24 protein-coding genes are annotated in these 25,198 nt (G+C 43.9%); 8 read left to right on the top strand and 16 right to left on the bottom strand.

Features of this window, described 5'->3' with window-relative positions:
• Window positions 1-4: 4 nt before the first annotated feature.
• On the top strand, window positions 5-1,711 hold the full coding sequence (locus AAEZ00_RS16980) for a SagB/ThcOx family dehydrogenase (RefSeq protein WP_351089197.1): 1,707 nt from the start codon (window positions 5-7) through the stop codon (window positions 1,709-1,711).
• A 727-nt stretch (window positions 1,712-2,438) separates the two neighbouring features.
• Here AAEZ00_RS16980 and AAEZ00_RS16975 read toward each other — a convergent pair.
• Window positions 2,439-3,341: a LysR substrate-binding domain-containing protein gene (locus AAEZ00_RS16975; protein ID WP_124013549.1), complete on the bottom strand. Its 903-nt coding sequence runs from the start codon at window positions 3,339-3,341 to the stop codon at window positions 2,439-2,441.
• A gap of 137 nt (window positions 3,342-3,478) precedes the next feature.
• Between AAEZ00_RS16975 and AAEZ00_RS16970 the strand changes: the two genes are divergently transcribed.
• The 3 genes from AAEZ00_RS16970 (at window position 3,479) to AAEZ00_RS16960 (ending at window position 5,786) form a co-directional block, all read left to right on the top strand.
• Window positions 3,479-4,444: a TDT family transporter gene (locus AAEZ00_RS16970; RefSeq protein WP_124013550.1), complete on the top strand. Its 966-nt coding sequence runs from the start codon at window positions 3,479-3,481 to the stop codon at window positions 4,442-4,444.
• Window positions 4,445-4,520: 76 nt separating this feature from the next.
• Window positions 4,521-4,994 (top strand): Cys-tRNA(Pro) deacylase, encoded by a 474-nt coding sequence (ybaK, locus tag AAEZ00_RS16965; RefSeq protein ID WP_124013551.1) that lies wholly within the window; start codon window positions 4,521-4,523, stop codon window positions 4,992-4,994.
• 642 nt (window positions 4,995-5,636) lie between these two features.
• A complete protein-coding gene (locus AAEZ00_RS16960; RefSeq protein WP_164839399.1) occupies window positions 5,637-5,786 on the top strand; it encodes a type 2 periplasmic-binding domain-containing protein in 150 nt (49 codons plus the stop codon).
• A 65-nt stretch (window positions 5,787-5,851) separates the two neighbouring features.
• On the opposite strand, the gene AAEZ00_RS16955 is transcribed toward AAEZ00_RS16960, so the two are convergent.
• The 13 genes from AAEZ00_RS16955 to AAEZ00_RS16895 form a co-directional block, all read right to left on the bottom strand.
• Window positions 5,852-6,790, bottom strand: a complete 939-nt coding sequence (locus tag AAEZ00_RS16955) for a universal stress protein (protein WP_351075812.1) — start codon at window positions 6,788-6,790, stop codon at window positions 5,852-5,854.
• A gap of 777 nt (window positions 6,791-7,567) precedes the next feature.
• Complete coding sequence (locus AAEZ00_RS16950) at window positions 7,568-8,503, bottom strand: universal stress protein (protein WP_351089195.1); 936 nt, start codon at window positions 8,501-8,503, stop codon at window positions 7,568-7,570.
• A 35-nt stretch (window positions 8,504-8,538) separates the two neighbouring features.
• Window positions 8,539-11,694 carry a complex I subunit 5 family protein gene (locus AAEZ00_RS16945; RefSeq protein ID WP_351089193.1) on the bottom strand — a complete coding sequence of 1,052 codons (3,156 nt, stop codon included), beginning with the start codon at window positions 11,692-11,694 and terminating at the stop codon, window positions 8,539-8,541.
• Complete coding sequence (locus AAEZ00_RS16940) at window positions 11,691-13,205, bottom strand: complex I subunit 5 family protein (protein WP_351089191.1); 1,515 nt, start codon at window positions 13,203-13,205, stop codon at window positions 11,691-11,693. Before AAEZ00_RS16940 ends, AAEZ00_RS16945 begins: the two co-directional genes overlap by 4 nt.
• Entirely contained in the window at window positions 13,202-13,501 is a 300-nt protein-coding gene (locus AAEZ00_RS16935; RefSeq protein ID WP_124013556.1) for an NADH-quinone oxidoreductase subunit K, read from the bottom strand. Before AAEZ00_RS16935 ends, AAEZ00_RS16940 begins: the two co-directional genes overlap by 4 nt.
• Window positions 13,498-14,244, bottom strand: coding sequence for an MnhB domain-containing protein (locus AAEZ00_RS16930; RefSeq protein WP_124013557.1), 747 nt, complete (start codon window positions 14,242-14,244; stop codon window positions 13,498-13,500). The genes AAEZ00_RS16935 and AAEZ00_RS16930 overlap by 4 nt, the downstream gene beginning before the upstream one ends.
• A complete protein-coding gene (locus tag AAEZ00_RS16925; RefSeq protein ID WP_124013558.1) occupies window positions 14,237-14,548 on the bottom strand; it encodes a hydrogenase subunit MbhD domain-containing protein in 312 nt (103 codons plus the stop codon). The genes AAEZ00_RS16930 and AAEZ00_RS16925 overlap by 8 nt, the downstream gene beginning before the upstream one ends.
• Window positions 14,545-14,856 (bottom strand): cation:proton antiporter, encoded by a 312-nt coding sequence (locus AAEZ00_RS16920; protein WP_124013559.1) that lies wholly within the window; start codon window positions 14,854-14,856, stop codon window positions 14,545-14,547. The genes AAEZ00_RS16925 and AAEZ00_RS16920 overlap by 4 nt, the downstream gene beginning before the upstream one ends.
• Window positions 14,853-15,113, bottom strand: a complete 261-nt coding sequence (locus AAEZ00_RS16915; RefSeq protein WP_124013560.1) for a monovalent cation/H+ antiporter complex subunit F — start codon at window positions 15,111-15,113, stop codon at window positions 14,853-14,855. The genes AAEZ00_RS16920 and AAEZ00_RS16915 overlap by 4 nt, the downstream gene beginning before the upstream one ends.
• On the bottom strand, window positions 15,110-15,682 hold the full coding sequence (locus AAEZ00_RS16910; protein WP_124013561.1) for a Na+/H+ antiporter subunit E: 573 nt from the start codon (window positions 15,680-15,682) through the stop codon (window positions 15,110-15,112). Before AAEZ00_RS16910 ends, AAEZ00_RS16915 begins: the two co-directional genes overlap by 4 nt.
• Window positions 15,683-15,840: 158 nt before the next feature.
• A complete protein-coding gene (nhaR, locus tag AAEZ00_RS16905; RefSeq protein WP_351089189.1) occupies window positions 15,841-16,746 on the bottom strand; it encodes a transcriptional activator NhaR in 906 nt (301 codons plus the stop codon).
• Between the two features lie 990 nt (window positions 16,747-17,736).
• The gene (locus AAEZ00_RS16900; RefSeq protein ID WP_351089187.1) at window positions 17,737-18,417 is read right to left on the bottom strand and encodes a DUF2057 domain-containing protein; all 681 of its coding nucleotides are present in this window, start codon (window positions 18,415-18,417) and stop codon (window positions 17,737-17,739) included.
• A gap of 62 nt (window positions 18,418-18,479) precedes the next feature.
• Window positions 18,480-19,325, bottom strand: coding sequence for a pseudouridine synthase family protein (locus tag AAEZ00_RS16895; protein ID WP_351089185.1), 846 nt, complete (start codon window positions 19,323-19,325; stop codon window positions 18,480-18,482).
• Window positions 19,326-19,505: 180 nt separating this feature from the next.
• On the opposite strand from AAEZ00_RS16895, the gene lgt reads away from it, so the two are divergent.
• A complete protein-coding gene (gene lgt, locus AAEZ00_RS16890) occupies window positions 19,506-20,282 on the top strand; it encodes a prolipoprotein diacylglyceryl transferase (protein ID WP_351089183.1) in 777 nt (258 codons plus the stop codon).
• A gap of 156 nt (window positions 20,283-20,438) precedes the next feature.
• On the opposite strand, the gene AAEZ00_RS16885 is transcribed toward lgt, so the two are convergent.
• The gene (locus AAEZ00_RS16885; protein ID WP_124013565.1) at window positions 20,439-21,281 is read right to left on the bottom strand and encodes a sulfotransferase domain-containing protein; all 843 of its coding nucleotides are present in this window, start codon (window positions 21,279-21,281) and stop codon (window positions 20,439-20,441) included.
• 250 nt (window positions 21,282-21,531) lie between these two features.
• Between AAEZ00_RS16885 and AAEZ00_RS16880 the strand changes: the two genes are divergently transcribed.
• The 3 genes from AAEZ00_RS16880 (at window position 21,532) to AAEZ00_RS16870 (ending at window position 25,012) form a co-directional block, all read left to right on the top strand.
• On the top strand, window positions 21,532-21,819 hold the full coding sequence (locus AAEZ00_RS16880) for a hypothetical protein (protein WP_124013566.1): 288 nt from the start codon (window positions 21,532-21,534) through the stop codon (window positions 21,817-21,819).
• Window positions 21,820-22,634: 815 nt separating this feature from the next.
• A complete protein-coding gene (locus AAEZ00_RS16875) occupies window positions 22,635-24,125 on the top strand; it encodes a SulP family inorganic anion transporter (RefSeq protein ID WP_101032687.1) in 1,491 nt (496 codons plus the stop codon).
• A 29-nt stretch (window positions 24,126-24,154) separates the two neighbouring features.
• Window positions 24,155-25,012: a universal stress protein gene (locus AAEZ00_RS16870; RefSeq protein WP_233768568.1), complete on the top strand. Its 858-nt coding sequence runs from the start codon at window positions 24,155-24,157 to the stop codon at window positions 25,010-25,012.
• Here AAEZ00_RS16870 and AAEZ00_RS16865 read toward each other — a convergent pair.
• The coding region (locus AAEZ00_RS16865) for a hypothetical protein (RefSeq protein ID WP_351089181.1) at window positions 24,998-25,198 on the bottom strand (201 nt) is incomplete at its 5' end. The genes AAEZ00_RS16870 and AAEZ00_RS16865 overlap by 15 nt on opposite strands.

Here is a 25,198-nt window from a genome sequence, read left to right as displayed (position 1 = left end):
TGAGATGGATACCTCTGCCGACGAGGCTGTTGTCGCTTACCACGAGCGGAGTAAACATCACTTTCACCGTTATGCCGCCGCACTGGGCTACATGGATTGGGCGACGCAGCCCGATCCGTTTAGGCGTTACGCAGGAGCGGATCTTGTACGTCTCCCGCTGCCGAAGCTGGGCCGCCCGCTACCCTATTGGCAGCTCTATGTGAGCGCGAGCGTGCCGCCGATGCCATTGTCTTTAGCGTCGGTCTCGCTTTTTTTCCGCTATGCACTGTCGCTGACGGCATGGAAACAATCTGGTGATACCAAGTGGCCGTTGCGGGTCAATCCCTCGAGCGGAAATCTGCATCCAACCGAGGGCTATGCCCTACTGCCTGAGATTGAGCAGATCGGCGCTACGCCCGCCTTGTACCATTATGCGCCGAGGGAGCACGCGCTTGAACGGCGCGCGGTGCTCAATGCTGCGCGGTGGTCCGAACTGACTGAGTATTTTGGTGAGGGTTCTTTCCCTGAGGGCTCTTTTTTGGTTGGTCTGTCGTCGGTGCAATGGCGTGAAGCTTGGAAGTATGGTGAGCGCGCGTTCCGTTACTGCCAGCATGATGTTGGGCACGCGCTGGCCAGTCTGCGTATCGCGGCAGCGGCGCTTGGATGGACATTGGTGCTGCAAGGCAACATCAGTGATGCCACCCTTGCCAACCTGCTTGGGCTAGACCGAGATGAGGATTTCGCGGCGGCGGAACGCGAGGAAGCGGACCTACTCGCAGTGATTTCACCGAATGTAGCCGTAGCGGATATAACCGCCGCTCCATTGATGAAATCTACGCCGTTGACAGCTCACGGTAGTGACGTACTTTGGCAGGGCAGGGCCAACACGCTGAGCCCCGCCAACAGTGTGGCGTGGCCCGCAATCGACACAGTTACACAGGCGATACGAAGCTGCGCCAGCACGCCGATTAAAGAAGATTTCGCAGGCTTTCCCTCGGCGGATGCGTTGCTCGTCACCCCTAATAGTGGCCACATCGGTGAGGCCGAGCTCACTGCGGAGCGGGCGATTATTGGTCGCCGCAGTGCGGTCGCAATGGATGGCACGACGGCGATCTCGCGGGCAACATTCTTTGCTATGCTCGGCCGACTGATGCCAACTAAAGAGAATCAAGCAATGCCTTGGGATACACTCTCCTGGCGCTCTCGCATCCATCTAGGGCTGTTCGTGCACCGCGTCGACGGATTGGTGCCGGGCATCTACGCGCTGATCAGAGATCCTCTCAAGGTGGAGACCCTCAAGCGCGTGATGCATGCCGATTTTTCTTGGCAGCGCGTGCCGGACTGCCCGAGTGGACTGCCCTTATACCTACTGCGAAAAGGCGACTGTCGAACGCTGGCTAGCACCGTCTCCTGCGGCCAGAACATCGCCGCAGATGGCGCTTTTAGCCTGGCCATGCTCGCCGACTACATGGATAGCCTGGCGACCTATGGCGCCAGCTTTTACCGGAACTTGTTCTGGGAGGCCGGAATGATCGGGCAAGTGCTCTACCTTGAGGCCGAGGCGGCGGGCATTGGCGCCACCGGGATCGGCTGCTACTTCGATGACCCAGTGCATACGGCCTTCGGCATCGAAACACGCGAGTGGCAAAGTTTCTACCACTTCACTGTGGGTAGCCCGGTCGATGATAATCGGCTTACGACCTTGCCTGCGTATGATTTAGAGGAAGAGTAATGAGCATACTCACCTTTATACTAATGCTGGGTGCTATAGCGCTTTAGTGCTAACAAGCTTTGGGACACAAACGAGTCCGTCATATTCATTTACGAAGAGCCAAATTAATGGTTGATCTTGAGGCCGTTGAAGACTTTTTATAACAGCATGCGTGATCTGACCCATAGCTTCAGGCTCAATAAAAATTGAGGCCGTTGAAGACTTTTTATAAAAGAATGCGTGAGCCTGACAGGCCTTTCTCGCACATCCATGTGCTACAAGGCATTCAGGCATCCTGCCTATCAGATCCCCATCGGAAGCGTTAGCATTTTCACTCTTTACTGCAAGATGGGCCGAAGCAGTCTGCAAATGAAGTTAAAAGCTGGATCAATCCCCATCACGACCTTTTCGCAGCTGTTGTTTAATCCATAGGGAAAATGTTGCGGGGCGGCTGGGCCAATTCGTTAACAAAGAACCAAGAGGGAACAGCCGTTGGTTTCTTCTTGGTCTGGTGTGGGCGAAGCGCCACGACGTTAGTGACCACAGGCCATAAAACTTAAATCATAAAAGAATGAGCCGGACTCCAGCTCAAAAGCCATGCCGGAATGACGGTCGAATGGGCCCGTGCAGGGTGGAACCTTGCGATCTTAAGCGTTAGTGGCCGCAGGCCATATCCTAAACTCAAATGTAAATGGGCAGATTTTATAAAACAGATAAAACCTTATTATCTGCATAAGGGGTAGCTACTTTATGTATTGTCCCACTGATGGCAAAATTCAATAAAACTTTTCAGTAAAGGACTATGATATTTATCTTTATGTACCATCAACCAAAAGGGTCGTTGCATATCAATGTTATCAGTAGCTTTAGGTAAACTAAGCTGAGTTACTCGGCCATCATTTATGGCATATTGGGCCGCTAAAGTCGATAAACAGCCTAAACCTAGCCCCGCAGCAACACTGTTAATTAAGGCCTCTGTAGTGTTAAGTTCGAACACTTCATGCCAAGACTCTATTTGCGGTGCGATGGTGCGCAAAAAAAACTCTCGCGAGCCTGAACCTGCCTCACGCAATACCCATTCACTTCGTGCTAAATCGGTAAACTTCCATTGCGTTTGCTGGCTTATCGGTAAATGAGACGCGGCGATAATACACATTTTATCATTGCTAAATTGGCTTGCTATAAGTTCTGGATAATGACTTTTACCCTCAATTAAGCCTATGTCTAGCTCGTAATCCAGCAGCTTTTGGCAAATTAGCCGTGAATTGGAAATTACTACGCTTTGAGAGAAATGCTGATGTTGATGCCGAAATTGACTCAGTAGCCCAGGAACAACATGGTTACCTAAGGTATCACTGGCACCTATTTTTAATTGACCCGAAAAAGCGTGGTCTGCATCAAACAATTGACTGATATTATTTGCTCTACTAAGCAGCTCGTCGGCAAGGGGTAATAGTTTGTGTCCTTCTTGATTAAGAATTAAGCGGTTATTGACTCTGTCAAATAGCGGATGGCCGAGTTGTTTTTCTAATTCAGCCAGTGCCATGCTTACCGCCGCTTTAGATAAATGCAACGCCTCGGCGGCAGCCGTTAAGGTTCTATGCTGGGTTATACTGGTAAATACATTGAGCTGTTTCAGCGAAATATTCATCGAATGTCGTCAGGCTCTGTTGTTAAGTAAGAAGTCGTTTAGTTTTTCTGAACGAATGTTCCATATAATTGGATATATATAAACAAAGTGCAAGCGTAATATAAGCTTATTCTCTGATGATTAGTTTTGAGGTTGTAATGATTCGAGCGGTAAAAAATACCCTAATGGCAGCGCCAACACCGATGGCAGGACTGGCGCTGGGGATTGCAAGTTTAGGTTGGTGCTGGGAAACGCTAGTTGATTTGCATCACTACAGTCAATGGACGGGTGCCGTTATTGCCAGTGTATTATTACTGATCCTCAGTGGTAAGTTTTTATTTCATTCAGACCTCTTGCGCCAAGACCTCGCTCATCCAGTCGTGGGAAGTGTGGTACCGACTTTTGCGATGGCGCTAATGGTGGTGTCAAACTCGCTGGGTTACTTATCAGCGCTTGCAGGTGATTTGTTATGGTCTTTTGCGGTGTTACTTCACATTAGTTTTTTGGTAGGCTTTATCTATCACCGCAGTAAGCAGTTTTCACTGAGTCACATGGTGCCTAGTTGGTTTATTCCGCCTATTGGTATTGTGGTGGCCGATGTGTCTTTTTCTGGTAACGTTCATTTATTATGGGTTGCCCAAGTGGCGCTTGTTTTTGGCATGTTATGTTATGCAGTAATGTTACCAATGATGATTTATCGTCTTATTTTTAAGGAACAAATCCCCGATTCAGCAAAACCAACATTAGCTATTCTAGCCGCGCCAGCGAGTTTATCTTTGGCGGGTTATTTAACGATTACGCAACAACCTTCACCGGTAATAGTCGCACTATTATTTGGCATTGGGGTGCTGATGACCGCCGTTATTTATCTGTCGTTTTTTAAGTTATTACGCTTGCCTTTTAGTCCTGGCTTTGCGGCATTTACGTTTCCGATGGTAATAGGGTCTACTGCGTTATTTAAAATGGCTGTTTGGATGGAGAGTATTGGCGTCGCAACCGAGTATGTACAACAAATTCATGGCCTAGCCGAATTTGAACTGCTTGTTGCCACCGTGGTTGTTAGTTATGTTTGTCTGCGGTACTTACATTTTTACCAACCGAGTAAAGTGTCGCTGTCCTCTTAATTTGCACTCAAGGTATTAATGTATAATCAGCGTATTCATTAACCACTAAATACGCCACTAATATGAGCCAACAAACATGACCCCAGCAATTGAGATGGCGAAAAAGCACAAGATAGACTTTGAGGTGCATGAATATCATCATGATACCAACAGCGAGTCTTATGGATTAGAAGCGGCGCAAAAATTAGCGGTGCCAGTCGAACAAGTGTTTAAGACTTTAGTGGTGAGCTTGGATAATCAATCGCTGGTGGTTGGCATCGTACCTGTGTCGTCGATGCTCAGCATGAAGTTAATCGCTAAAGCGGCAGGCGCTAAAAAAGCCCACATGGCAGAGGCGTTAGCAGTGGAACGATCAAGTGGTTATGTACTGGGTGGTGTCAGTCCATTAGGGCAGAAAAAACGCTTGGTGACTGTGATTGATACTTCTGCTCAGCAGTATCAACGTATCTACGTTAGTGCCGGGAAAAGAGGCTTAGAAATCTCGCTAAGCCCCGCAGATTTACAACGATTATTGAACGCAAAGTTTGCTGACATCTGCGCCCAAGGTTAAGTTTTTATTGTGGTTAAATAGCTGCAGATGGCGGTATTAACTTAATGAGCGAGGTTCTCACTATCCAGATTTAAATTTCTTAGGTTGACGTTATCTAAACCCAAGCTATTTGGTTTAAGCTATCCAGACTCAAACTTTCTGGTTCAAGCTATCTAGACTCAAACTATCTGGACTCAAACTAACTCGATGCTAGACTCAAATTATCCAAATTTAAGTTTCTACACTCAAACGTCCTAAAGTTAAACTATCTTGACCCCATTTTTTATCTGTTGCTGCATGAATTTGGCATTCTCTAAACGTTGTTTTAGTGCAAACCCGTCATTCCATAATGCCTCTGAACGAACCACTCCGGTTGCTTTGCTGTCGTGTCTATAGCCAAAATTTGCTAGTGCATAATATGCCCAGTACATTGAGGGTGGCTCTTTAAGGAAAGTCTTTTTCGCTGTCTTTGACCCTATCGATTTCCGCTAAGAGGATTGAAATATGAGTCATCACTTACTGATTTCAATTTCTCAATCGCTATCCGCCCTTTCTTGGGTTTTGCAACGCAAAAAATCAGCGGTAAAAGTCCGCTTATCATCTTGGTTATAACAGCATAATCTCTCGGCAAATAGTGTTGCAGAATGTGATGGTAGATCATTAATGAAGTCTTTTGGACAAGCAGGCCTCAGTATTGTTAGCTTTCCTAGACTTATTGAAGAATACCTTACTGATAAATATGCTGTTAATATTATTGGCCGCGTTGAAGAAATTAAGCGGCAATATTATATTTTCTCTTCTGATCGGCGGTAAAAGCATCCCCCATGGTTAAATTTGTAACCGTAACAAATAAACCGTTTTTACCATAAAAGGAAACATTACTTAACGGGTGTCATAAATCCCTGCGGTTTTAATGTTAATACTGAACATGAGACTTCACTTAGGATAGATTCAGCCGTATTGCCAATAAACAGCCCCGCAATACCCGTTCGACATACCGTGCCCATAATAACAAGATCAATATCGTGATCTTCTATGTATTTAGGTATCTCTTCTTGGGCAATACCTTCAATAAGTTTTGCAATGGGCAAATTGTTAGCAGCAAAGTTACTTTCAATAATGTTATCAAAACGTTTTTGTCTATCCTGTTGCTCCTTCATGATCATTTCGAGTCGATCAACTTTAGAGTTATGGCCCCAACCTTTTAAATAGTCTTTACTAGGTAATTGCCAAGCATGAATAACATGTAATTCTGCATTTTCTGACACCGCTAAGTCGGCGGCCCATGTTAAAATTTTATGGTTAAGCGCTAGGCCTTCTTCGCTTGGGGCATATACATCAATAGCCGCAACTATGCGCTTAAAGGGTTTATCTTCTTTTGTACCAATCGTTAATACAGGACAAGGGCATTTTCTCATGAGATGAATAGTGGTACTACCAAAAAACCTTTTACGGGGATGCTCACTGGTCTTTGCTGCTAAAATAACCAGATCATAATTTTCTTGCTGTACTTTTTTAGTCACTTCAATAAAGGGTACACCGATTGCGTTTTGTGCATCAACAGTAAGATAGTTATGATGAAATTGCTCGACATTGTTTTTTAAAATGGCATGTTGCTCTTTGAGTAGATTGTCCATGATCTCCTGTGGTGGCAAGAGGGTTATTAGCGCAAGCTGATCTTTAGGGATTTCTTCCGCAACGCTAAAGAAAGTGACGTGTGATTGATGATTTTTTGCTATTTTAATTGATTGCGCAATAACCGAAGGTTGGATTGAGCTTGCAGGGGAAACGACCAATAACTTATGTAGAGTAACCATTGTTTTCTCCTATGATGATTAAATTCATACTTATATTATGCTTTGGTTGTAATCATCATCTCCTGTGATGATGTAGTCGCATTAGGCAGCACTGCCTTTTTTGGCTTTGCCCACTTCGTGATGACATTTATCAAATGCTGAAAAGATAATGACTTGCTGCTTTTACCCGAAAAGTAAGCTTAATTTAGCATGAGGTGCTTATCATTTATATTCGAATATTTGTTGTACTTTGCTCGTATTTTTCGACTGATTAATTGTAAAATTTGTCAACGTTAGTTGATGCTTATAATCACGCTATGGTCTAAATAAATACCGTGTTCGGTATTAACGTACGCCACTAAACGTTAATGTAATCATTCCGCTTATACCTCTGAAAGTATTGTTATTAGTGGATATTGCAATAGTGAAAAACTGGCGTTTAAGCGATTATTGAGCCAGTCGAAAACGTCGCTGTTATTGAGGTTTAGATCGCGGAGCCGTAGGTCGTTTTTTCATCTAGATAGGCTTCATCGTCGTCTGGTTTTAATCAGTTGTCGAGCGACGTTAGTCGACCCGCTAAAATGTTATTAACCAATGTGGTGGTGATACTGGCGATCATTATTCGATAAGGTAACAATGGCACTTGGCTTTTTTTTCGTGTTACTCCAGTGAGCCAAATTTATTTTTAAGAAAGAGATAGGCAAATCGAAGATAGGTAAATATGAAAAGTATCAAGATTACTATGTTCATAAGCACCTTTATATCTTCGACTTTTCCCAATACAGTGATACGTCCTTGTTAATAAATCGGCGACACCCAATTTTCTGGCTTTAAGGTGATCACAGACGAATTAATTGCCTGAAGTACCGATTCAGATGTATTGCCGATTAAAAAGCCAGGAATGCCAGAGCGGCCAATAGTGCCCATTACGACAACATCGATTTCATGACTATTTACAAACTCTGGGATGATGGATTTTGGTTTGCCTTTTATTAATTGTTGATCAAACTTGAACTCCGCATATTCGTTAACCAATATATTGAGGCTCTCTTGATATTCGCGCTCTTCATTGTTTAATAATGTTTCAATTTTTGCCTGTGGGACTCTAGTGAATGCGCCGCGTCTGAGAGCCTCTTCTCCGTATAATGACCAGCACGATAAGATTGTTAGCTCGGCATTTTTATATCGACTCAACGAAGTGGCTATGTCGATTATCATTCGATTTTGCGCGCGGCCTTCTGCATGTTGCTCCATTGAAAGGTCCACTGCCGCTAATACTTTTTTAACGCTATCGTTTTTTTCTTCCTTAATAAGCCAAACGGGTTTAGGGCATTTGCGCATGATATGAAAGTCATTGCTATCAAAACTCTTTTCGCTTTTATTCGCCGCTTTGATCAGTAAATCGCCCTTGTTCAAAATGACGAATTTAACGATTTCGATAAAGTTTTTACCACTAGTAACCCGTGCTGAAATGTCTAAACCATTGCGGTGTAATTTTTCTGCTAGCTCATTAAGTTGGTCAAGCCGCTGCGCTACAATCAGTTCGGTAAGTTCCGATGGACTGACAATATCGGCATAACTACTTAGGATAGATTCATGCGGTTCGACTACGTCAAATAAGGTTATTCTTGCACCGATTTTTCTTGCCAATTCAACGCCTCGTAATACTGCGATATCCATTTCAAGATTGGTTGGCGCATTGACTTTTACGATTATATGCTTAAAACGTTTCATAGGTTTATCTCCAGCTGTTGATTTGACGCATCGGGTTAGGTTAGAAATGAATAAAGTAGCGCGGCTAAAATGACGACCATGACCATGCCAGGAGTCTCGATCGATAATTGCTTACTTAAACGGGTTGGCATGGATAGCGCCCATACTTTTGAGTGGTCACCAAGAATACTTAAATAGCGCGCAATTATGTTACTCAAAGCGACTGTTATTCTTATGCTTTTATCGAGTAACCGTGCAACTTCTCGATAGATGACTAATAAATCACCCGCGGGTGGAGTGGGTATCTTGGCGCGCAGTTTTGCAGTGGCTAACATAACCAACACCCCAGCAAAAACAGGCCAAAGCGCAGACCAACTTAGTGTTGATACAATCGCGTGGTAACTGTTAAATTCAAAAAATGATCTTGTATAAAAGTAGCCTACACACATAAAGGCTGAAAGCGCAGTTGGCAAGATAAGCCCCCAACATGGTGTCGCGCGGGGTGTACTTAAGGTGGCCTGTTTTCTCATTAGTTCGATAAATCGCACCATTAGCAATGAAGTACCAATGGCTGAAATGATCAGAAGCGTCGAGAACAATGGCCAGCTTGACGTTGCATCTTTAAGCGATACCTTTGCCAATGCTCCACTGCTAAAGGGTACGCCGATTAATGATAGGGCGGGAATGAATATCAGCAGCCATAAGTAGGGGGCAAGTTTACTGGTTGGTTTTAGCGCTGAACTCAGTCCAACGCTAAAAAACAAGGTCGCCTTGGCAAACCCATGATGCATAGCGAACAGCACTACGGCGGGCAACAATAGCTCCCAGCTGTCAGGGAATGCTAAGGCAAAGCCAATACTGGCAACAATAATGCCGAGCTGACTAATGGTTGAATACGCTAATACGGTTTTGGGGTTGTCTTGGAGTGCACCATAAATAGCCGCCAAGAATGCCGCAGCAAAACCAAGTGCCATCATAGGTTGTGCCAGCACATTTATAGCTTCATCACCCAACGGGAGAAAACGTATCCAACCTAACAAACCTACTTTCACCATAACTGCACTGAGCAATGCACTGGCTGGGATGGGGGCAACGGGGTGAGCTTTGGGTAGCCATACATGCAAGGTTGCAAGGCCAGCTTTAACGCCAAAACCGATAATCAACAATGCGGATACCCACACGATAGGTAGCGGGTCGCCCCCGAATTGATCGTAATAAGTCCTGCCAACTAATGCGAGAAATAAGACTATTTCTCCAAATATTACCCATCTTATATAGGTAGTCGCCGCCGATTTTGCCTCGTCACTTTCTGAATGGAGGATCAGTGGGTAGGCAGAGAAACTCATCAGAGCGAAAAAGGTAATAAATGATGATATTTCCTGAGATAACACCACGCCGAAGTTGCCCACCATCGTCAGTAGAAAGAACAGGTAAAATCGGTTTCGTTTCTTATCCATAGCCATATAAGCTTGGGCATAGAGAGCTGCAATAAACCAAATCGCAGCGGTCAATAGTAGAAAAGAGTGTTCAACTATATCTTCATTAACGATAAATAGCGCCGCGGCCAATGCAGGCAGTGGTGCAAGAGGCGTCAATAGGATCACCCTATCTCGTAATTTCTTAAACGCCATGGCTGTTAGCAAGAGACTGGGTAAAATCAAAATCCAAAGATGGCCGGTGCTGTACTTAGGCACTATGCCAGAAATGTCTGGGAGGATTGATTGGTATTCCCGCGCCGCGATTAACGACGACCACGCGAGTGGACTGAAAGACGAAGACGCAAATAGCCCCACAGCGAATGCACAAAAAGCGGTAACCAAAGGGGGTAAAAGCAGCATCCAATGGGCTTCTAACCTTAATGTTGGTGAATTTTTGGGCCACGGCTGATCTTGCTCTTTGAACCAAACAGCGTGAATTATTGGCAAGAAATAAGCGGCGTTCAACAGACTGCTTATGGCCAGAACACCGAGAACCCAATAGGCCTCTGCCTCCAGTGCGCCGACACCTAAATACCATTTTGAAACAAAGCCTGCGATCGGAGGTACGCCGATCATACCAAACGAAGCGATGGTAAACGCCGCCATGGTAAGCGGCATGCGCTTGCCTGCGCCGTTCATTTGGCTAATCTTGTGAACGCCAATCGTTTCGGCGAGATTACCCGCACAGAAAAACAGCGTGATTTTCATTAACCCTTGATGAACCAGATGAATAAGGCCACCAATAGTCGCAATTGGCCCCGCAATCGCCGTTCCGAGTGCGATATACGACACCTGACTTACCGTTGAGTAGGCTAGTCGTCTTTTTAGATCATCTTGACTCAAGGCACGAATAGAGCCGTAGATAATGGTAAACCCGGCGATAGCTGCCAGTAAAATGGTCAGCCCCAAGTCTCTGGTAAATTCAACACCGTAAATATCGTAAACGACTCGCACAATACCAAATGCGCCGGCTTTGACGACCGCAACGGCATGCAACAAGGCACTGACCGGTGCAGGGGCGGCCATCGAGATAGGCAACCAGCCATGCAATGGAAACAGCGCCGCTTTAACGCCTAAACCCGTAATAAGTAGTACAAAAATTATCTGTAAATGTGTCCTATCTAGGCCTGGTACTCCCTCCAACACCCCGGCTGACGTGAAGTCGAGAGGGCCTGCTATCACTTTTAGCCATACCACGCCGGTTAAAAGCAATGCGCCGCCAATCATGGTATAAACAAGATAGATCCGTGCGGCTTTGATTGATGCCGGGTTCCCTTTATGAGCAATCAACGGATAGGTAACGAGTGTGAGTAGTTCGTAAAAGATCAAAAACGTCACTAAATTGCCAGCAAGCGCTAATCCAATTGTCGCGCCTACACATAAGCTAAAGAAGGCAAAAAATCGGCTTCGATTAAGTGTGTTTTTAAAATAGCCGATGGCGTAGATAGTGGTAAATAACCATAAGAATCCAGACAAACTGACAAAGAGAAGTGACAGTGAGTCGCCATGGAGTACAAAATCAATATTGGGTAATAGTGGCAGACGCGTTTCAAAATCTAAGCCATTGGATACACCCGACAACAGCATGGCTATCAGACTGAGTGTGATCAGTGCGCCGCCAATATTTAGGCTTCTACGCAAGGTAGTTTTGTGCTCCGGCGTCGCCATTACAGCAAAGCCCACCAAAATTGGACAAATTACAATCAATGCGGGTAATAGTGCGCTTAGGTTCATATGCCAATGACCTCGCTTGTTGTATTGCTGATATTAAGAATAAACTCTGAGTTGAAACCTAACGCTAAGGTAATCAATGCAAGTATCAGTGCGACCGTGGTCATGACGCCGGAGACTTTTTCTTTCGGTTGCTGGTAGGCGGGCTCTGCATCAACTGTGTTGCCAGAAAACGCCACACTTAATATTTTGAACAAATACATAGCTCCTAAGAGACCACCTGCAATCACTACGATCACCCACCACCACTGACCACTCTCGATAGACGTTGTCAGTAGTAACCATTTGGCGATAAAGCCCGCACTTGGTGGTAAGCCAATTAGACTGATCCCCGCGATCGCAAACACTAAAACATTAAGCGGTTCGCGCATCGCGATACCCTTGAGTTGAGCAATCTCGCCGTTACCTTGTGATAGGATTAAATTACCTGCCGATAAAAACATCGCCGCCTTTGCGCACGCATGTGCGACGATGAAATAAATGGCTGCCTGTGATGCTGAACCCGAAAACGAGTTAACACCAATGGAATACTCACTTAACGGAAACAATAAAAAAATGTAGCCAAGTTGGGCGACTGTAGAATAGGCAATAAGAACCTTTAACTGCGTGGCACGAAATGCGCTCCATGACCCATAAATAATCGCAGCACCACCCAATGCCCCCAACACCTGGGAAGCGCCAAAAGTCGTCGTTTCACCTAATACGTCGAACCAAAACGTTATCAATATATAAAGTGAAGCTTTAACTACTAGCGCAGAAAGTATTGCGCTCACTGGTGTTGGGGCGTTTGCGTGTGCTTGGGGTAACCAAAAGTGCAACGGAAATAAGGCTATCTTGAGCAGCAGTCCAATAGTGATGAGTATCATCGCGACTTTATCAGGCAGTCCATTATCTGTACTGGCTGCGATTTGCATGAGATCTAGCGTTCCATGACTACGATAGAGTATTACAATGGCCAACAGATAGAACAGTGAACCTAATAGGCCGACTAACAAATATCGTAACGCGGCTATTAAAGCCGCTCTAGTGCCTTGCAGAGCGACCAACGCAGCGGCAGAAAGTCCAATAATTTCTAGACAGACATAAATATTAAAAGCATCTCCTGACACAAATAGTGCATTGAGCCCTGAGATTAATAGCCACCATAGAGGCCAAAAACGCACGCCTTTTTCAGCTGAAGGATAATTTTCTGAAAAATATGATGCGCTATAGATCGTTATTAAGAGCGTAAGCAATCCAGTAAGCGCGATCATCAGGATTGAAAAGCCATCGACGACTAGGTCAATGCCAAGAGGTGCTCCCCACCCACCAATCACATAGCGGTCGCTCTGATAAGTCTGCTCATTTAAAAACAGAATGGTCATTAAAATAACCACCAAAAACTGCAAAATGGCAAAATACACATTGATACGGCCTTGCTGCCTATTTCGACTTATCAGAAACGCCATTATCGATGCCACTAGCGGCAAAAATACGATGGCCGGTAAAAACAGCGATGAGGTTAGGCTATTCATAACTTGGGTTTCTCTTGGCTAGGCTCATCCATATTATGAATTCTAACCATCAGGTTAAGCGCCAGTGCGGTTCCTGCTACGGCGATGACAATGCCTGTCAATACCATGGCGTGAGGCACTGGGTCGAACACATTTTGACTGTGCTTGGCCAATGCAATTAAGAACATAAAGATACCCACGCCCATTACATTTAACGCCAGTATTTTTCGCATCACATGGCTAGCAACGACAACGCCAAAAAGACCAATAGCAAATAAACCTAAACCAGCAAGGCTGTAAAGTAATGTGGAAGTCATTTTGCAGGCCTATGTGTAATGTTACTGACAGTGGAATATGCAGTATCAATAAGGCTGCTATAGAGCGACGCTAGCGCAAGCGCTATCGACACGGTAGCGCATGCCTCTATAAGGAGTATAAGCATGCCTGAAAATGCTAATGGATAAGCAAGCAATCCGCCTTCAAACCAAATTAGCCCTGTGCCTATGATGACAAAGACGGCCAAACCAATGGTCAACAAAATGCGTGCCATGATAGACGTGTAGTTGACGTGATAAGTGTTACTTTGGAAAAGCAGCACGCTAGCGCCTGTTAACAAAGCGCCAGCCTGAAATGCGCCACCAGGCTGAGAAGCACCAGCCCAAAGTAGATAACCAGCAAAGAGCACCATTGCAGGCGCAATCCAGCGCTGCAGTGCCGATAGAACAAGGTTGTTTTTTGTTTCCACGGTGCGTTTAAAGAACGATGCATGACGATCGTTAATAGGCAGAACAGCAATGACTACAACCAGCAGCACTGCGATTTCAAGCAAGGTGTCGTAAGCGCGAAAATTGAGTAACACTGCGGTAACTGGATTCGTCACACCACTGAGGTCGATACTCTGCGTCACTAAGGGTTCTAACCCCGCGTAATGGGCGTCATAGTTAAGTACTATTAGAATCAGTACAAATAAAAGCCCGGCGACCAATAGTGAGGCAATCAAGTTTGATGCATTTTGATCGACTGCGGCTCCTGCATATTCAATATCTATTTTATTAAACATGTTCTTTAGTATCCGATGGGTTGATCTTCGCCGAGGCAGGATTTCGATCGACTTCCTTTGAATGGCGAGGCCGAATACGGTTCCATGCCGCCAGCAGCAGAGCGCCGGTAATTCCTGCACCAATAGCGGCTTCGGCAATAGCCACGTCGAATGCCCCGAGCTGTCCCCAAGCAATGGTGGCTAAAAGCCCCAAACAAACAAAAAATACGATACAGCGAAACAGAGATATCGAAAAGATACTCATCCAGCCAAGCGTGAGGATGCTTAGTATTAACAGTGCATCGAAAATTGTCATAAGGCTCATGATTTATCCTCAACTGAATGCGGCGGCGATTGCTCCTCAATCACTTGAGATGCGATCAAATAGCTACAGGCTGCGCTTGAAAAAATGACTAATCCCCAAATGAGTACTAATTTCAATGCATCAGTAGGCGAAGATAACTGTGGTAATAGCCCAATTGCGATTAACCCAAGACCCAGATTGTCGGCTTTTGTTATGGCATGTAGGCGACTTAAGACGTCCGGGAACCGGATTAAGCCGACCGTGCCAGCAAAGAAGAAGAAAAGACCTACTAGGCAAAATAGCAAACTGAAGCTGTCAGCTATATTCATTGAGGTGTCCCTCGAAGTTGTGTAAAGGTCACAATCGTTATTGACGTTAGCAACGCAAGTACCAAGGCGACATCGAGCAGGTAAGGCTGACGTTGGATAACCGACATTAGCGCGAGTACAGCCACACCGATAGTTCCCACCAACTGTGTTGTCAAAAGGCAATCGGCGTAACTTGGCGCGCGCAATAGACGCAGCAGACTCAATAGCAGTAACATAGCCAACGCGAGGGCGACTATTAATAAAAAAGTCGTCATCATTTTTTCTCCTCAATGAATGGTTGAACGGGAGTCCCTAAAAGCTTGCTTATGCGCATTTGGCAATCGTCGATTTCGGCATGATCAAATTCGTTCATATTCATCACATGAATGGTGATCACTCGACCATTCTGCTTGGCGCTTACCGTACCAGGCAACAAACTTAAGACTTGCATAAAGGTCAAAACTTGGGACTCGTTTGCCAAATTGGTGTAATACGTTATAAAACCAGGTGCAAGGTTAGGCTTAGCGGTAAGTGCCAGCTTTGCGATAGTCCACCCGCCAAGTAAGGACTGTACAATGAAGTATTGTAGAAAGGATAATAGATTGAGAGGGCTTCTTAGCCACTGATTTTTTTGCTGTTTTTGTTGTGCCAAATAGAGGCTGAGCAGGCTCGCAATGGTAATAAAAACAATGCCTACCCCCAGCGAACTTTGTTGCCAACGCACCAGTAATGCCCAAAAAATGCTGAAAAAGACGACTCGGATCAAGAACGCCCAGCTGATCACCGAGCGAAAACTAAAGGTGCACTGTGCACGCGGCGCTTCATTTCCCTCATTAAGACGTTTCATTGTTTCTTAATACCCTAGGTCAATTTCAGGTGTATTTATAAGCCTAGATTGTTAACCACAGGGGGATTAATTAACAGTCGAATAAAACGACATTTTAAGTAGAATTTATCGATAAAATAGGAGCATTAAAGCTCGGAGATGCTTTACACATGTGCAGCTCAATCAGAGAATATAGAGGTCCTTGCCGTCTTACAAATGGCCAAAACCGCAGGGTGACTGATTTTACGTTCAGCCGAAATCGCATAAAACCTATGTTTCACCTCATTAGTTTGCCCAATAACTTGAACACCAAAGTTCTGACATACTTCATCTGCTATCGCTGTAGGCATAAAAAAGACCCCTAGACCTCGTTGTCCAAATGACTTTATTAAGGCACTGTCATCAAATTGGCCCACGACATCAGGAAATACTTTTTGGCTATGAATCCACTGATCAAATAACTGCCGTATTCCAAATTGTTCTGTAGGCAATAAAATTGGAGCATGATGAAGTGATTTTGGAAAGTTCGGTGCTAATCGTTTTTTGAGTTCAGGAACCCCAAAAAAGGTTAATCCAGACTCACCAAGGTAATGATTAAAAACGCTGGTTCCCTGGGTTGTGTTAGTCGGCGCATCACTGATAACCATGTCCAATTTGTGCATGGATAGATCAGCCAATAGTCCTGAAACTGGGCCCTCTGTACTTATCAGGTTGATGCCATCAGGTATGAGAAATGCGGGCTCAATAATTTTACATACAATCGTTTTAGGTAAAGAGCTTGCCACACCGACCATAAAATCAGTCTGGTTACATGAAGCAGAACTTCGCATTACACTACTGAGTTCATGACCTAATTTGAAAATGTCATCAGCGTATTTCAGCGCTGTTCTACCGGGTTCCGTTAAAACCAAGTTTCGCCCTTGTTTTTCAAACAATGCGCAGCCCATGCGAGCCTCTAATAAAGAGAGTTGTCCGCTAATAGTATGGGGTGTGATATGTAAGCTTTTACTTGCCTTGGCTATGCTTCCTTCATGTGCAACAGCCCAGAAGTAACGCAAATGCTTATAGTTAATTAGCTCGGACAAAGAGTACCTCAAGGCTTTTAATCGTGTAAATTAGAGTATAGCAGTGCGATGACAAGGATATTATCAATTTAACAACTCAATAACAAAATTGTAGTTGTTTTAACAGTAAAATAAAGGGTGTAGCCTATGCCAAATAAGAACTACGCGGCCAAGGTCGGTTGTATGCAGGCAAACCCGTATTTCCCTTACACCTAACTGTTTCGGCACTCGTTCCCTAAAGTAATATTTTAAAATTTATAAGATATAACGACTGAAACCCTGAAACTGGCTGCACTTTGCTTACTCAAGGTAGTCAATGATTTAATACCGTGTTTCGATGCGTTTATCAAAATTGATATGATTTTAATTCATTGAAATGAATCGATAGCAAAAGTTCACCAGCCAAGACGATGAGCCTAAATGTATTTTGTAGAACATGAATGTTGATAAAATGTATGTTGTAAATTTGAAGACAAAACAGTGACCATGTGGCTAACCGTGGACTATTTTCTTCTATAAATAATCGATATAAAAGAGGTCTACAAAGCCGACTGACTATTTATTGGATAATTAAGCGTGTCTAAAGCTGGTGATATGGTATGTAAGCAAGCCTAGGTGATTATTTTAATTGATTGTCTTAATTGATTCTAAATACTCTTGAGGATATATCCACATAAGGGGGCTTCAAAGTATCTTACTGACTTTAGCGCTGGGGTAACCAACGGCAGCGATTCCGACAATGCAGTCATTATTTTCAATTATTACCTTGTGGCTTAATTCGATAAAGCGGATATTCGTTTTTTATTCTTTAACTACAGGCGGGTGCTAATTTTTGACATTAGCACTAATAATATTTCGATATATTTCCTAACCAATCGATTATCATCGATATGTTTGCGGCTATCTAAATTCAAGCTATCTAAACTCAAGCTATCAAATTCAAGCTATCAAATTCAAGCTATCTAAATTCAAGCTATCTAAATTCAACACTCGATTTATAACAATCTATCATTATTGATTTATTTTAGCTTTAAACTCGGCTTGGGTGTGGTTATTCGCTTTTTGATACCAATAATCTAGCATTCTACTGACTTCTGCTTGGGTTATATCTTCAGGCTTTTTAACCAATGGAACTGCGGAATTGCTCATTACTTGGGAGCCCTGTTCGCTTGCTATTGCCATGGCTGGGGCTGCTGTTGCTAATCTTTTGATTATGGCTGTATTCGGTGCGATAGCAGCTATGGCATCAGAGGCATTATACTGAGCAATTTCTTGGGCAAAATCCCGTCCAATTTGTAAGCCAGATTTCATCAGTTTATCTTGGGTAAACGCCATGGTTTTGCCTGTTTGATCGATTAACCCTAAAGCGGGTTGAGCATTAAATTGATTGGCGTCTGAGGCTGAGTTAATGGCCGGAAGGGTTAACTGATAGGTTTGTTCTTCGGCCTGAAAGCGTAAGATAACGACGTCAGAGATAAAGTTATCTTGACGGCCATTATCGCGGTAACGGGCTTGATAGCGAAAGGCTATCTGTTGCATGCCACCCGGCAGGGTTAAGTCGAGTTTCACGCTAGATTGCTCAGAGGCCTTACCGTTAACGACTACCGTTTCAGTACTGTCGGGCAGTTGTAAACTGGCGGCTATGCTCCATTGGCTGCAAGTAAGGCAAAGTAACATGATAATGTGACGCATAGTGTGTGGTTCCATGACTGTTGATGAACAATGATTGTGGTTATGAATCACATTGCTATTGCTTAGGTGACGATAAACGCTGGACGGTAATGCTCGGGTAATTCAAAGGTTTTTAGGGTGTTACTGACTGGGCAAATAAAGCGAAAAAAACACGATGTCAGTGCCAGATCAGGTGAATGCTCGTCACCATGACCATGTAAACGATCCCCCACCACGGGATGACCAAGGCTAGCCATGTGAATACGAATTTGATGTTTACGGCCAGTGTCTATTTTTACCTGCACCTTTGATTGATTAAGCACTGGATTATGGACCAGACGAGTCGCATGTGACAGTGCTGGTTTATTATCGACTGGGCTATCAATGCTAATGGGTTGGCTAGGAAACTCGCCTTCGACAATCACTTGATAATATTTTTCCAGTGCGCGGCTTTGAAATAACTGAGTGATAGCAGCGGTGGTTTTTTTACTGTGACCAAGCAGCAATAAACCGGTTGCTGCGCGGTCAAGGCGATGGATAATAAAGGCATTACGTTGCGGTTGTAAATGCAACTCTGCATAGCGATTAATGGTGCTGTGGTCGCTCCACTTTGAGCCTTGGCAACGCATACCATAAGGCTTGTACCAAATGCTGTATTCACCTTCATCAAACAGTAACTCTGCCGGTGCAACCTGTTCGTCTAAAATGTATTGATTGTAATAAAGGTGTAGTTTGTCACCGGGTTGCAGAGGCTTTTTTGCGCGTCGAATACGATTGGTTTGCTTGCCGTGACTGTGCCAAATGGCACCTTTTTGCATGGCACCTTTTAACACTTGTTTGCTTAAGCCACTGGTTTGCGCCAGCAAATTAATGGCATCAGTACCATGCTCTGTTATATCAATATGGTATTCGGTCTTATCAGCAATCATTAGATAACTCTACACATTCATTTGGCACACGGTCAATAAGCGCTAAATGTTACCTTATTTAGCCGCAGTATGTTTATTAGTTAATGAAACTTTCTCTTGTGCAGCGTATCTGGGTATCATCTGCAGCAAAGTTGTTTTAGCATAATGCGATAAAACACAGCATTAACTGGAGTAGGTAATTTGGAACACATCATTTGGGATCTTGACCCTGTATTGATCTCTTTTATGGGGTTAAAGGTTCATTGGTATGGGGCGTTATTTGCGTTAGCGATTGCGACTGGCTTTCAGGTGATGAAGCGAATTTACACAAAAGAAGGCTTAGATATTGAATCACTCGATAACCTATTGGTTTATTGTGTGGTGGGCATTATTGTTGGTGCGCGTTTAGCCCATTGTATTTTCTACGATCCGAGTTATTACTTTGCTCATCCGCTGAAATTTTTTGCAATTTGGGAAGGCGGACTCGCCAGCCATGGTGGTGGGCTCGGGGCGATAATAGGCTTGTATTACTACCAACGCAAAGTGAAGTTACCGTTTTTGTTTTTGCTTGATCGTTTAGCGATCGCCACTGCGATATTTGGCTTTTTTGTCCGTGTAGCCAACTTTGCTAATTCAGAGATTTTGGGCGAACCAACGACTCTGCCATGGGGAATTATTTTTAAGCGGATAGATATGTTACCGCGCCACCCTGCACAGTTGTATGAATCGTTTGCTTATTTATTGATATTTATTGGCTTATACGCCATTTATAAATATACCAACATGAAGCAAAAACACGGTGCGATTTTTGGTGTATTTTTAGTGTCAGTCTTTAGCGCCCGTATTGCTATTGAAAGCGTTAAAGTGAGTCAAGCGGCCTACCATGAGTCGATACTCAGTGCCGGCCAGTGGTTAAGCTTACCGTTTCTACTCACCGGTGTAGTGCTGCTGATCATGGCTTACCGTAAACCCAGTTAAGCGCGTAAATACAATTAATCACTTCGATACCCTAAATAACATCCAATAAAAATGTCCTATGGCTGATGCCATAGGACATTTTTTATCGGCGCGATTGCGCGAAAGAGTGACTTATTTTAAAGGTCAGTTGTTTCAAGCGCCATTTATTCAATAAGGCTACTTGCCCCCAGGTAAATACTTAAAGCGCTTCATTTGTTCATAATGAGTGTCGACAATTTTTTGCACTTGTTCAGCGGTGAGTTTTGTTTTCCACTGATGTTTGGCGCCATTTCTAAAAAAAGCATTGGCATTTTCGTGTTTTTCCACAAAGCCGCGTTTGGTTTCTTGGGCTTTTAATTGCGCAAAAGAGCAATGCTTAATGGCATTTTTTAACCGCAGAGGATCTTTTTTCAACCCCAAAAATGACTCAACTTTTCTGAAGGCTTTTTTGGGGTCATCCAAAATATCTTCATAACGTAAAATCAACTTTGAGGCATCATCGGCTGTCCAACTAGATACATGCATAGACCAAGATGTAATAATTTGCGGCACATGTGGTGCTTCATTTGGGGTACCCGTCATTTCTTCTGCCATATAAGCAATGGCCTCATCGATGCTGTAACCAAAGTAATTAGCCATTGAAATTGCCACATCTAGCGGGTTACGAACCACATAGATGGCTCCTGATGTGACAGTAGAATTATGCAGTGGCTGGCCGTTATATTCGCCTAAGTAGTTGTGGGTTTTTACAAACGTAGTGCCATTAGCTTGCTGAGCAATATCGGCTTGAACCTGTGGCCGCAGTAGACTGACTTCTTCTAACGTGAGCTCGGTGGTGGCGGTTTTACCTTTTGGTAAATAAGCTTGATAACGATGCGCCGCCGATTCTGCTGTCGAAATGGTGTGCATGGTATTGATGTCTATGGGCAGATCTTGATTTTGAATGTAGTTTTCTAAAAATGCACGCACCCAGGTATTACCTGATTTAGGGTAAGAGGCCACCCAAAGTATGTTTCCCATCCGTAATCCTTTGTTGTTATTTTTAGGTCTTTCAATAGGGTTAAAAGTACCGATAATTGAGCAAAATGGCAAGTTTAGCGCAGGGTTGGTTAGTTTTTAAATCCCTGATGAAGATGCGGTTTTAAGGCACTAACGACCTAATGCTTTACCGCTTACCCTTCTGCAGATATAGCATGATTATTACATTATGCTTGAGTTAATAGCGCTATGCGATTTAAGTTGTTTTGTTTTATCAACAAGGAGAGTTAACGTGGTTTTCAATTCAACATTGTTCGGCAGTCAATTGTTATTGTGTGCTGCTACATTTGTGTTATCAGCAAATGTAAGCGCTCAGGATAATGCTGAAAATGAACCCAAGACGTTAATATCAGTACATTTAGTTGAATTAGATGCTCAAAACGATCCTATTGAAAAAAAGCGTTTAACGCATCAATTTGCATATCGACTGATTAATGAAAAAACTCAAAAAATTGAGACCGTGTTTCAAACCCGTGAAGCTGAGATTATTTATTTAGCGCCTGCATATTATGGTTTTTAATCAATAAAAATCAGAAGCTTTGTTAAAGCATTTATTGCTAATTCTACCTGTTTCAATACCTTAGATAATCAGATGACGAACGCGGGTACATGGGTCATCGGATGCAAACTTGTTTAGCCTACATTTAAAGATAGCCATTATGCAGGTGCGCTATTGTTAGACATAAAAGAAAACTATTCAGAAGTCGCCACTCTCTTAAATGGAGATCATTGAGTAGCGGCAACGATGCGTGAGCCTTCTAAATACTAAGCGCTTTATTGATAGACTACATACTAGTCTCGCAACAATTAATCGGCGAGACTAATTGGTTTGGTTAGTTTGTTATGGTAAATCTAAAACTGGGTTAAAGCTTTTCTTACTATCATTTTCTATCGATTTGCAACATCTGTCTCAATGAAACTAGACCTGAGCTATCAATATCTTGTGGCACTTTATACAGCCCTGACGAGACAGTCATTTAGTAAAAGCGTCTGCAAGGTTACTTTTACGCTCTTTGATTTTGCTTAAACAACCCTTTATACTGCCGCCAGCACTTTTTATAGAGTGCTTGTGTAATTAATGTTAAACCTAATTAACACCAAAATAGCGAGGTTTTTTTCATTAATGAGCACTAGCCGCATTAGTATTTCCTTCCCTATTTGGATCGCTTAGATCCGTCCGTAATCGCTGCCTTCTTGGTAGTTTTTGTCGTATCTCATTATCCAATATCATTTTGTCGTATTAATGAGTTAATTTCACTGGTGACACGCAGATATAGATCGAGCGTTAGCTTATGTTGTTGATATATTGGCCAAAATTTAAACAGAGTAAAATACATGATACAAAGCATGAAAAAAGAGTGGTTCTCGAACATCCGTGGAGATCTGTTAGCCGGTATTGTCGTTGCGCTAGCGTTAATTCCTGAGGCGATTGCCTTTTCTATTATTGCTGGGGTTGATCCTAAGGTTGGCCTGTACGCTTCGTTCTGTATCGCTGTGGTGATTTCTTTTACGGGTGGTCGTCCGGGAATGATTTCTGCTGCCACGGGTGCAATGGCACTATTGATGGTGACCTTAGTTAAAGAACAAGGTCTTGAGTATTTATTAGCAGCGACTCTATTGACGGGCATACTCCAAATTGCGGCAGGTTACTTAAAGCTTGGCAGTTTGATGCGTTTTGTCTCGCGGTCGGTGGTGACGGGTTTTGTGAATGCGTTAGCCATTTTAATCTTTATGGCTCAGTTGCCTGAACTCACTGATGTGACTTGGCATGTGTACGCCATGACAGCAGCAGGCCTGGGTATCATTTACTTATTTCCATTAATTCCTGTGATTGGTAAATCGCTGCCTTCGCCCTTAGTGTGTATTGTCGCGCTAACTGTGTTTGCTGCGTTTATTGGTTTAGATATCCGTACTGTCGGTGATATGGGGCAACTTCCTGATACGTTACCTATTTTCCTTTGGCCTGATGTGCCGTTAACGTTTGAAACCTTGATGATTATCTTTCCTTATTCTGCAGGACTGGCTGTTGTTGGTTTATTAGAATCGATGATGACTGCCACCATTGTTGATGACTTAACCGATACGCCAAGCGATAAAAACCGCGAATGTAAAGGGCAGGGTATTGCCAATATCGGTGCCGGTTTACTGGGCGGAATGGCGGGTTGTGCCATGATCGGTCAATCAATTATCAATGTTAAATCTGGCGGTCGTGGACGTTTGTCGACCTTTTCAGCGGGTATTTTCCTATTAGTGTTAATCGTATTTTTGGGTGAATGGTTAAAAATGATCCCTATGGCCGCACTCGTTGCCGTGATGATCATGGTGTCTATAGGAACCTTCTCTTGGGATTCTATTCGTAATCTTAAACATCATCCTTTATCGACTAACCTTGTGATGGTCGCCACAGTAGTTGTTGTCGTGGCAACCCATAATTTAGCCATTGGAGTATTTGTTGGCGTGTTACTCGCGTCGCTATTCTTTGCCAATAAAGTTGGCCGTTTCATGGTTGTTAAGAGCACCTCGACGACAGCCGAAGCTGAGCGTCATTATCAAATTGTCGGACAGGTATTTTTTGCCTCAGCTGAAAAATTTGTTGATTCATTTGATTTCAGAGAAGTGGTCGATAAGGTCACCATTGATTTATCTCAAGCACATTTTTGGGATATTACTGCCGTATCGGCACTCGATAAGGTGGTGATTAAATTCCGCCGAGAGGGGACTGAAGTTGAATTGATTGGTCTTAACGAAGCAAGTGCGACCATTGTGGATAAATTTGGTGTGCATGATAAGCCTGAAGACGTTGAAAACATAATGTCTGGTCACTAAGCCCATAGCAACAGCATAAAAGGATAATAATGATGACAAATGTGATTGCCTGTATCGATGGTTCAAAAGCCACACTCGCCGTATCCGATGCCAGTGGATGGGCGGCCATGCAGTTAGATGCCCCAGTAACCTTACTACATGTATTGGATAAATCGGGCTATCCTACAGAGTTAAACCTGTCGGGAAATATTGGCCTTGGTAGCCGAGAACATCTACTTGCTGAAATGGTTGAACTTGAAGGGCGCATGAGCAAGCTTGCACTCGAACAAGGCAAATATATGCTTCAAGATGCCAAAACGCGCATTATTGACGCACAACCTTTAGTTGTGGTTGAAACGCTACAGCGGCATGGGGATTTGGTTGAAACGCTGCTAGAGCAAGAATCCGATGCCAGACTCGTGGTTATCGGGCGTCAAGGAGAGCAACATCAAGATCAGGCGCAGGCGATTGGAACTCATTTAGAAAGTGTTATTCGAACTCTTAAACAGCCTATTTTAGTTGTCATGGCTGAGTTTCAAATACCAACACGTTTTATGATTGCCTACGATGGTAGTGAGACCTCTAAAACAGTCCTTAATCGAGTGGTAAGCAGTCCACTACTTGAAGGGCTCGAATGCCATTTGGTGATGGCATCTGACCATCAATCTCAAGCAATGACCGAATTGACCTTGGTTGCAGAATCTCTTACCGAGGCAGGTTTTGAGGTGACAACAGCGGTTTGTCAGGGAGAGGTGCAAATCGCCCTTGAAGCTTACCAACTAGCAAACCAAATTGATTTAATGGTCATGGGTGCTTATGGTCATTCACGTATTCGTGAATTTTTTGTAGGCAGCAACACGACACGGATGATCAGTAAAAGTCATATTCCATTGTTATTGTTGCGCTAAGCAATCATGACTTCGTTGGCGTCCTGCTAGGGTCGCTTCGCTGCTAGGGCGTGACTTCGTCACTGCTAGTATCGCTTCGCTGCTAGAGCGTGACTTCGTCACTGCTAGGGTCGCTTCGCTGCTAGGGCGTGACTTCGTCACTGCTAGGGTCGCTTCGCTGCTAGGGCGTGACTTCGTCACTGCTAG

The organism is Shewanella sp. S1-49-MNA-CIBAN-0167 (assembly GCF_040310145.1).
GTDB classification, from domain to species: domain Bacteria; phylum Pseudomonadota; class Gammaproteobacteria; order Enterobacterales; family Shewanellaceae; genus Shewanella; species Shewanella psychromarinicola.
Note: the sequence above shows the minus strand (reverse complement) of the source record. Positions and strands in the feature narration are given on the sequence as shown.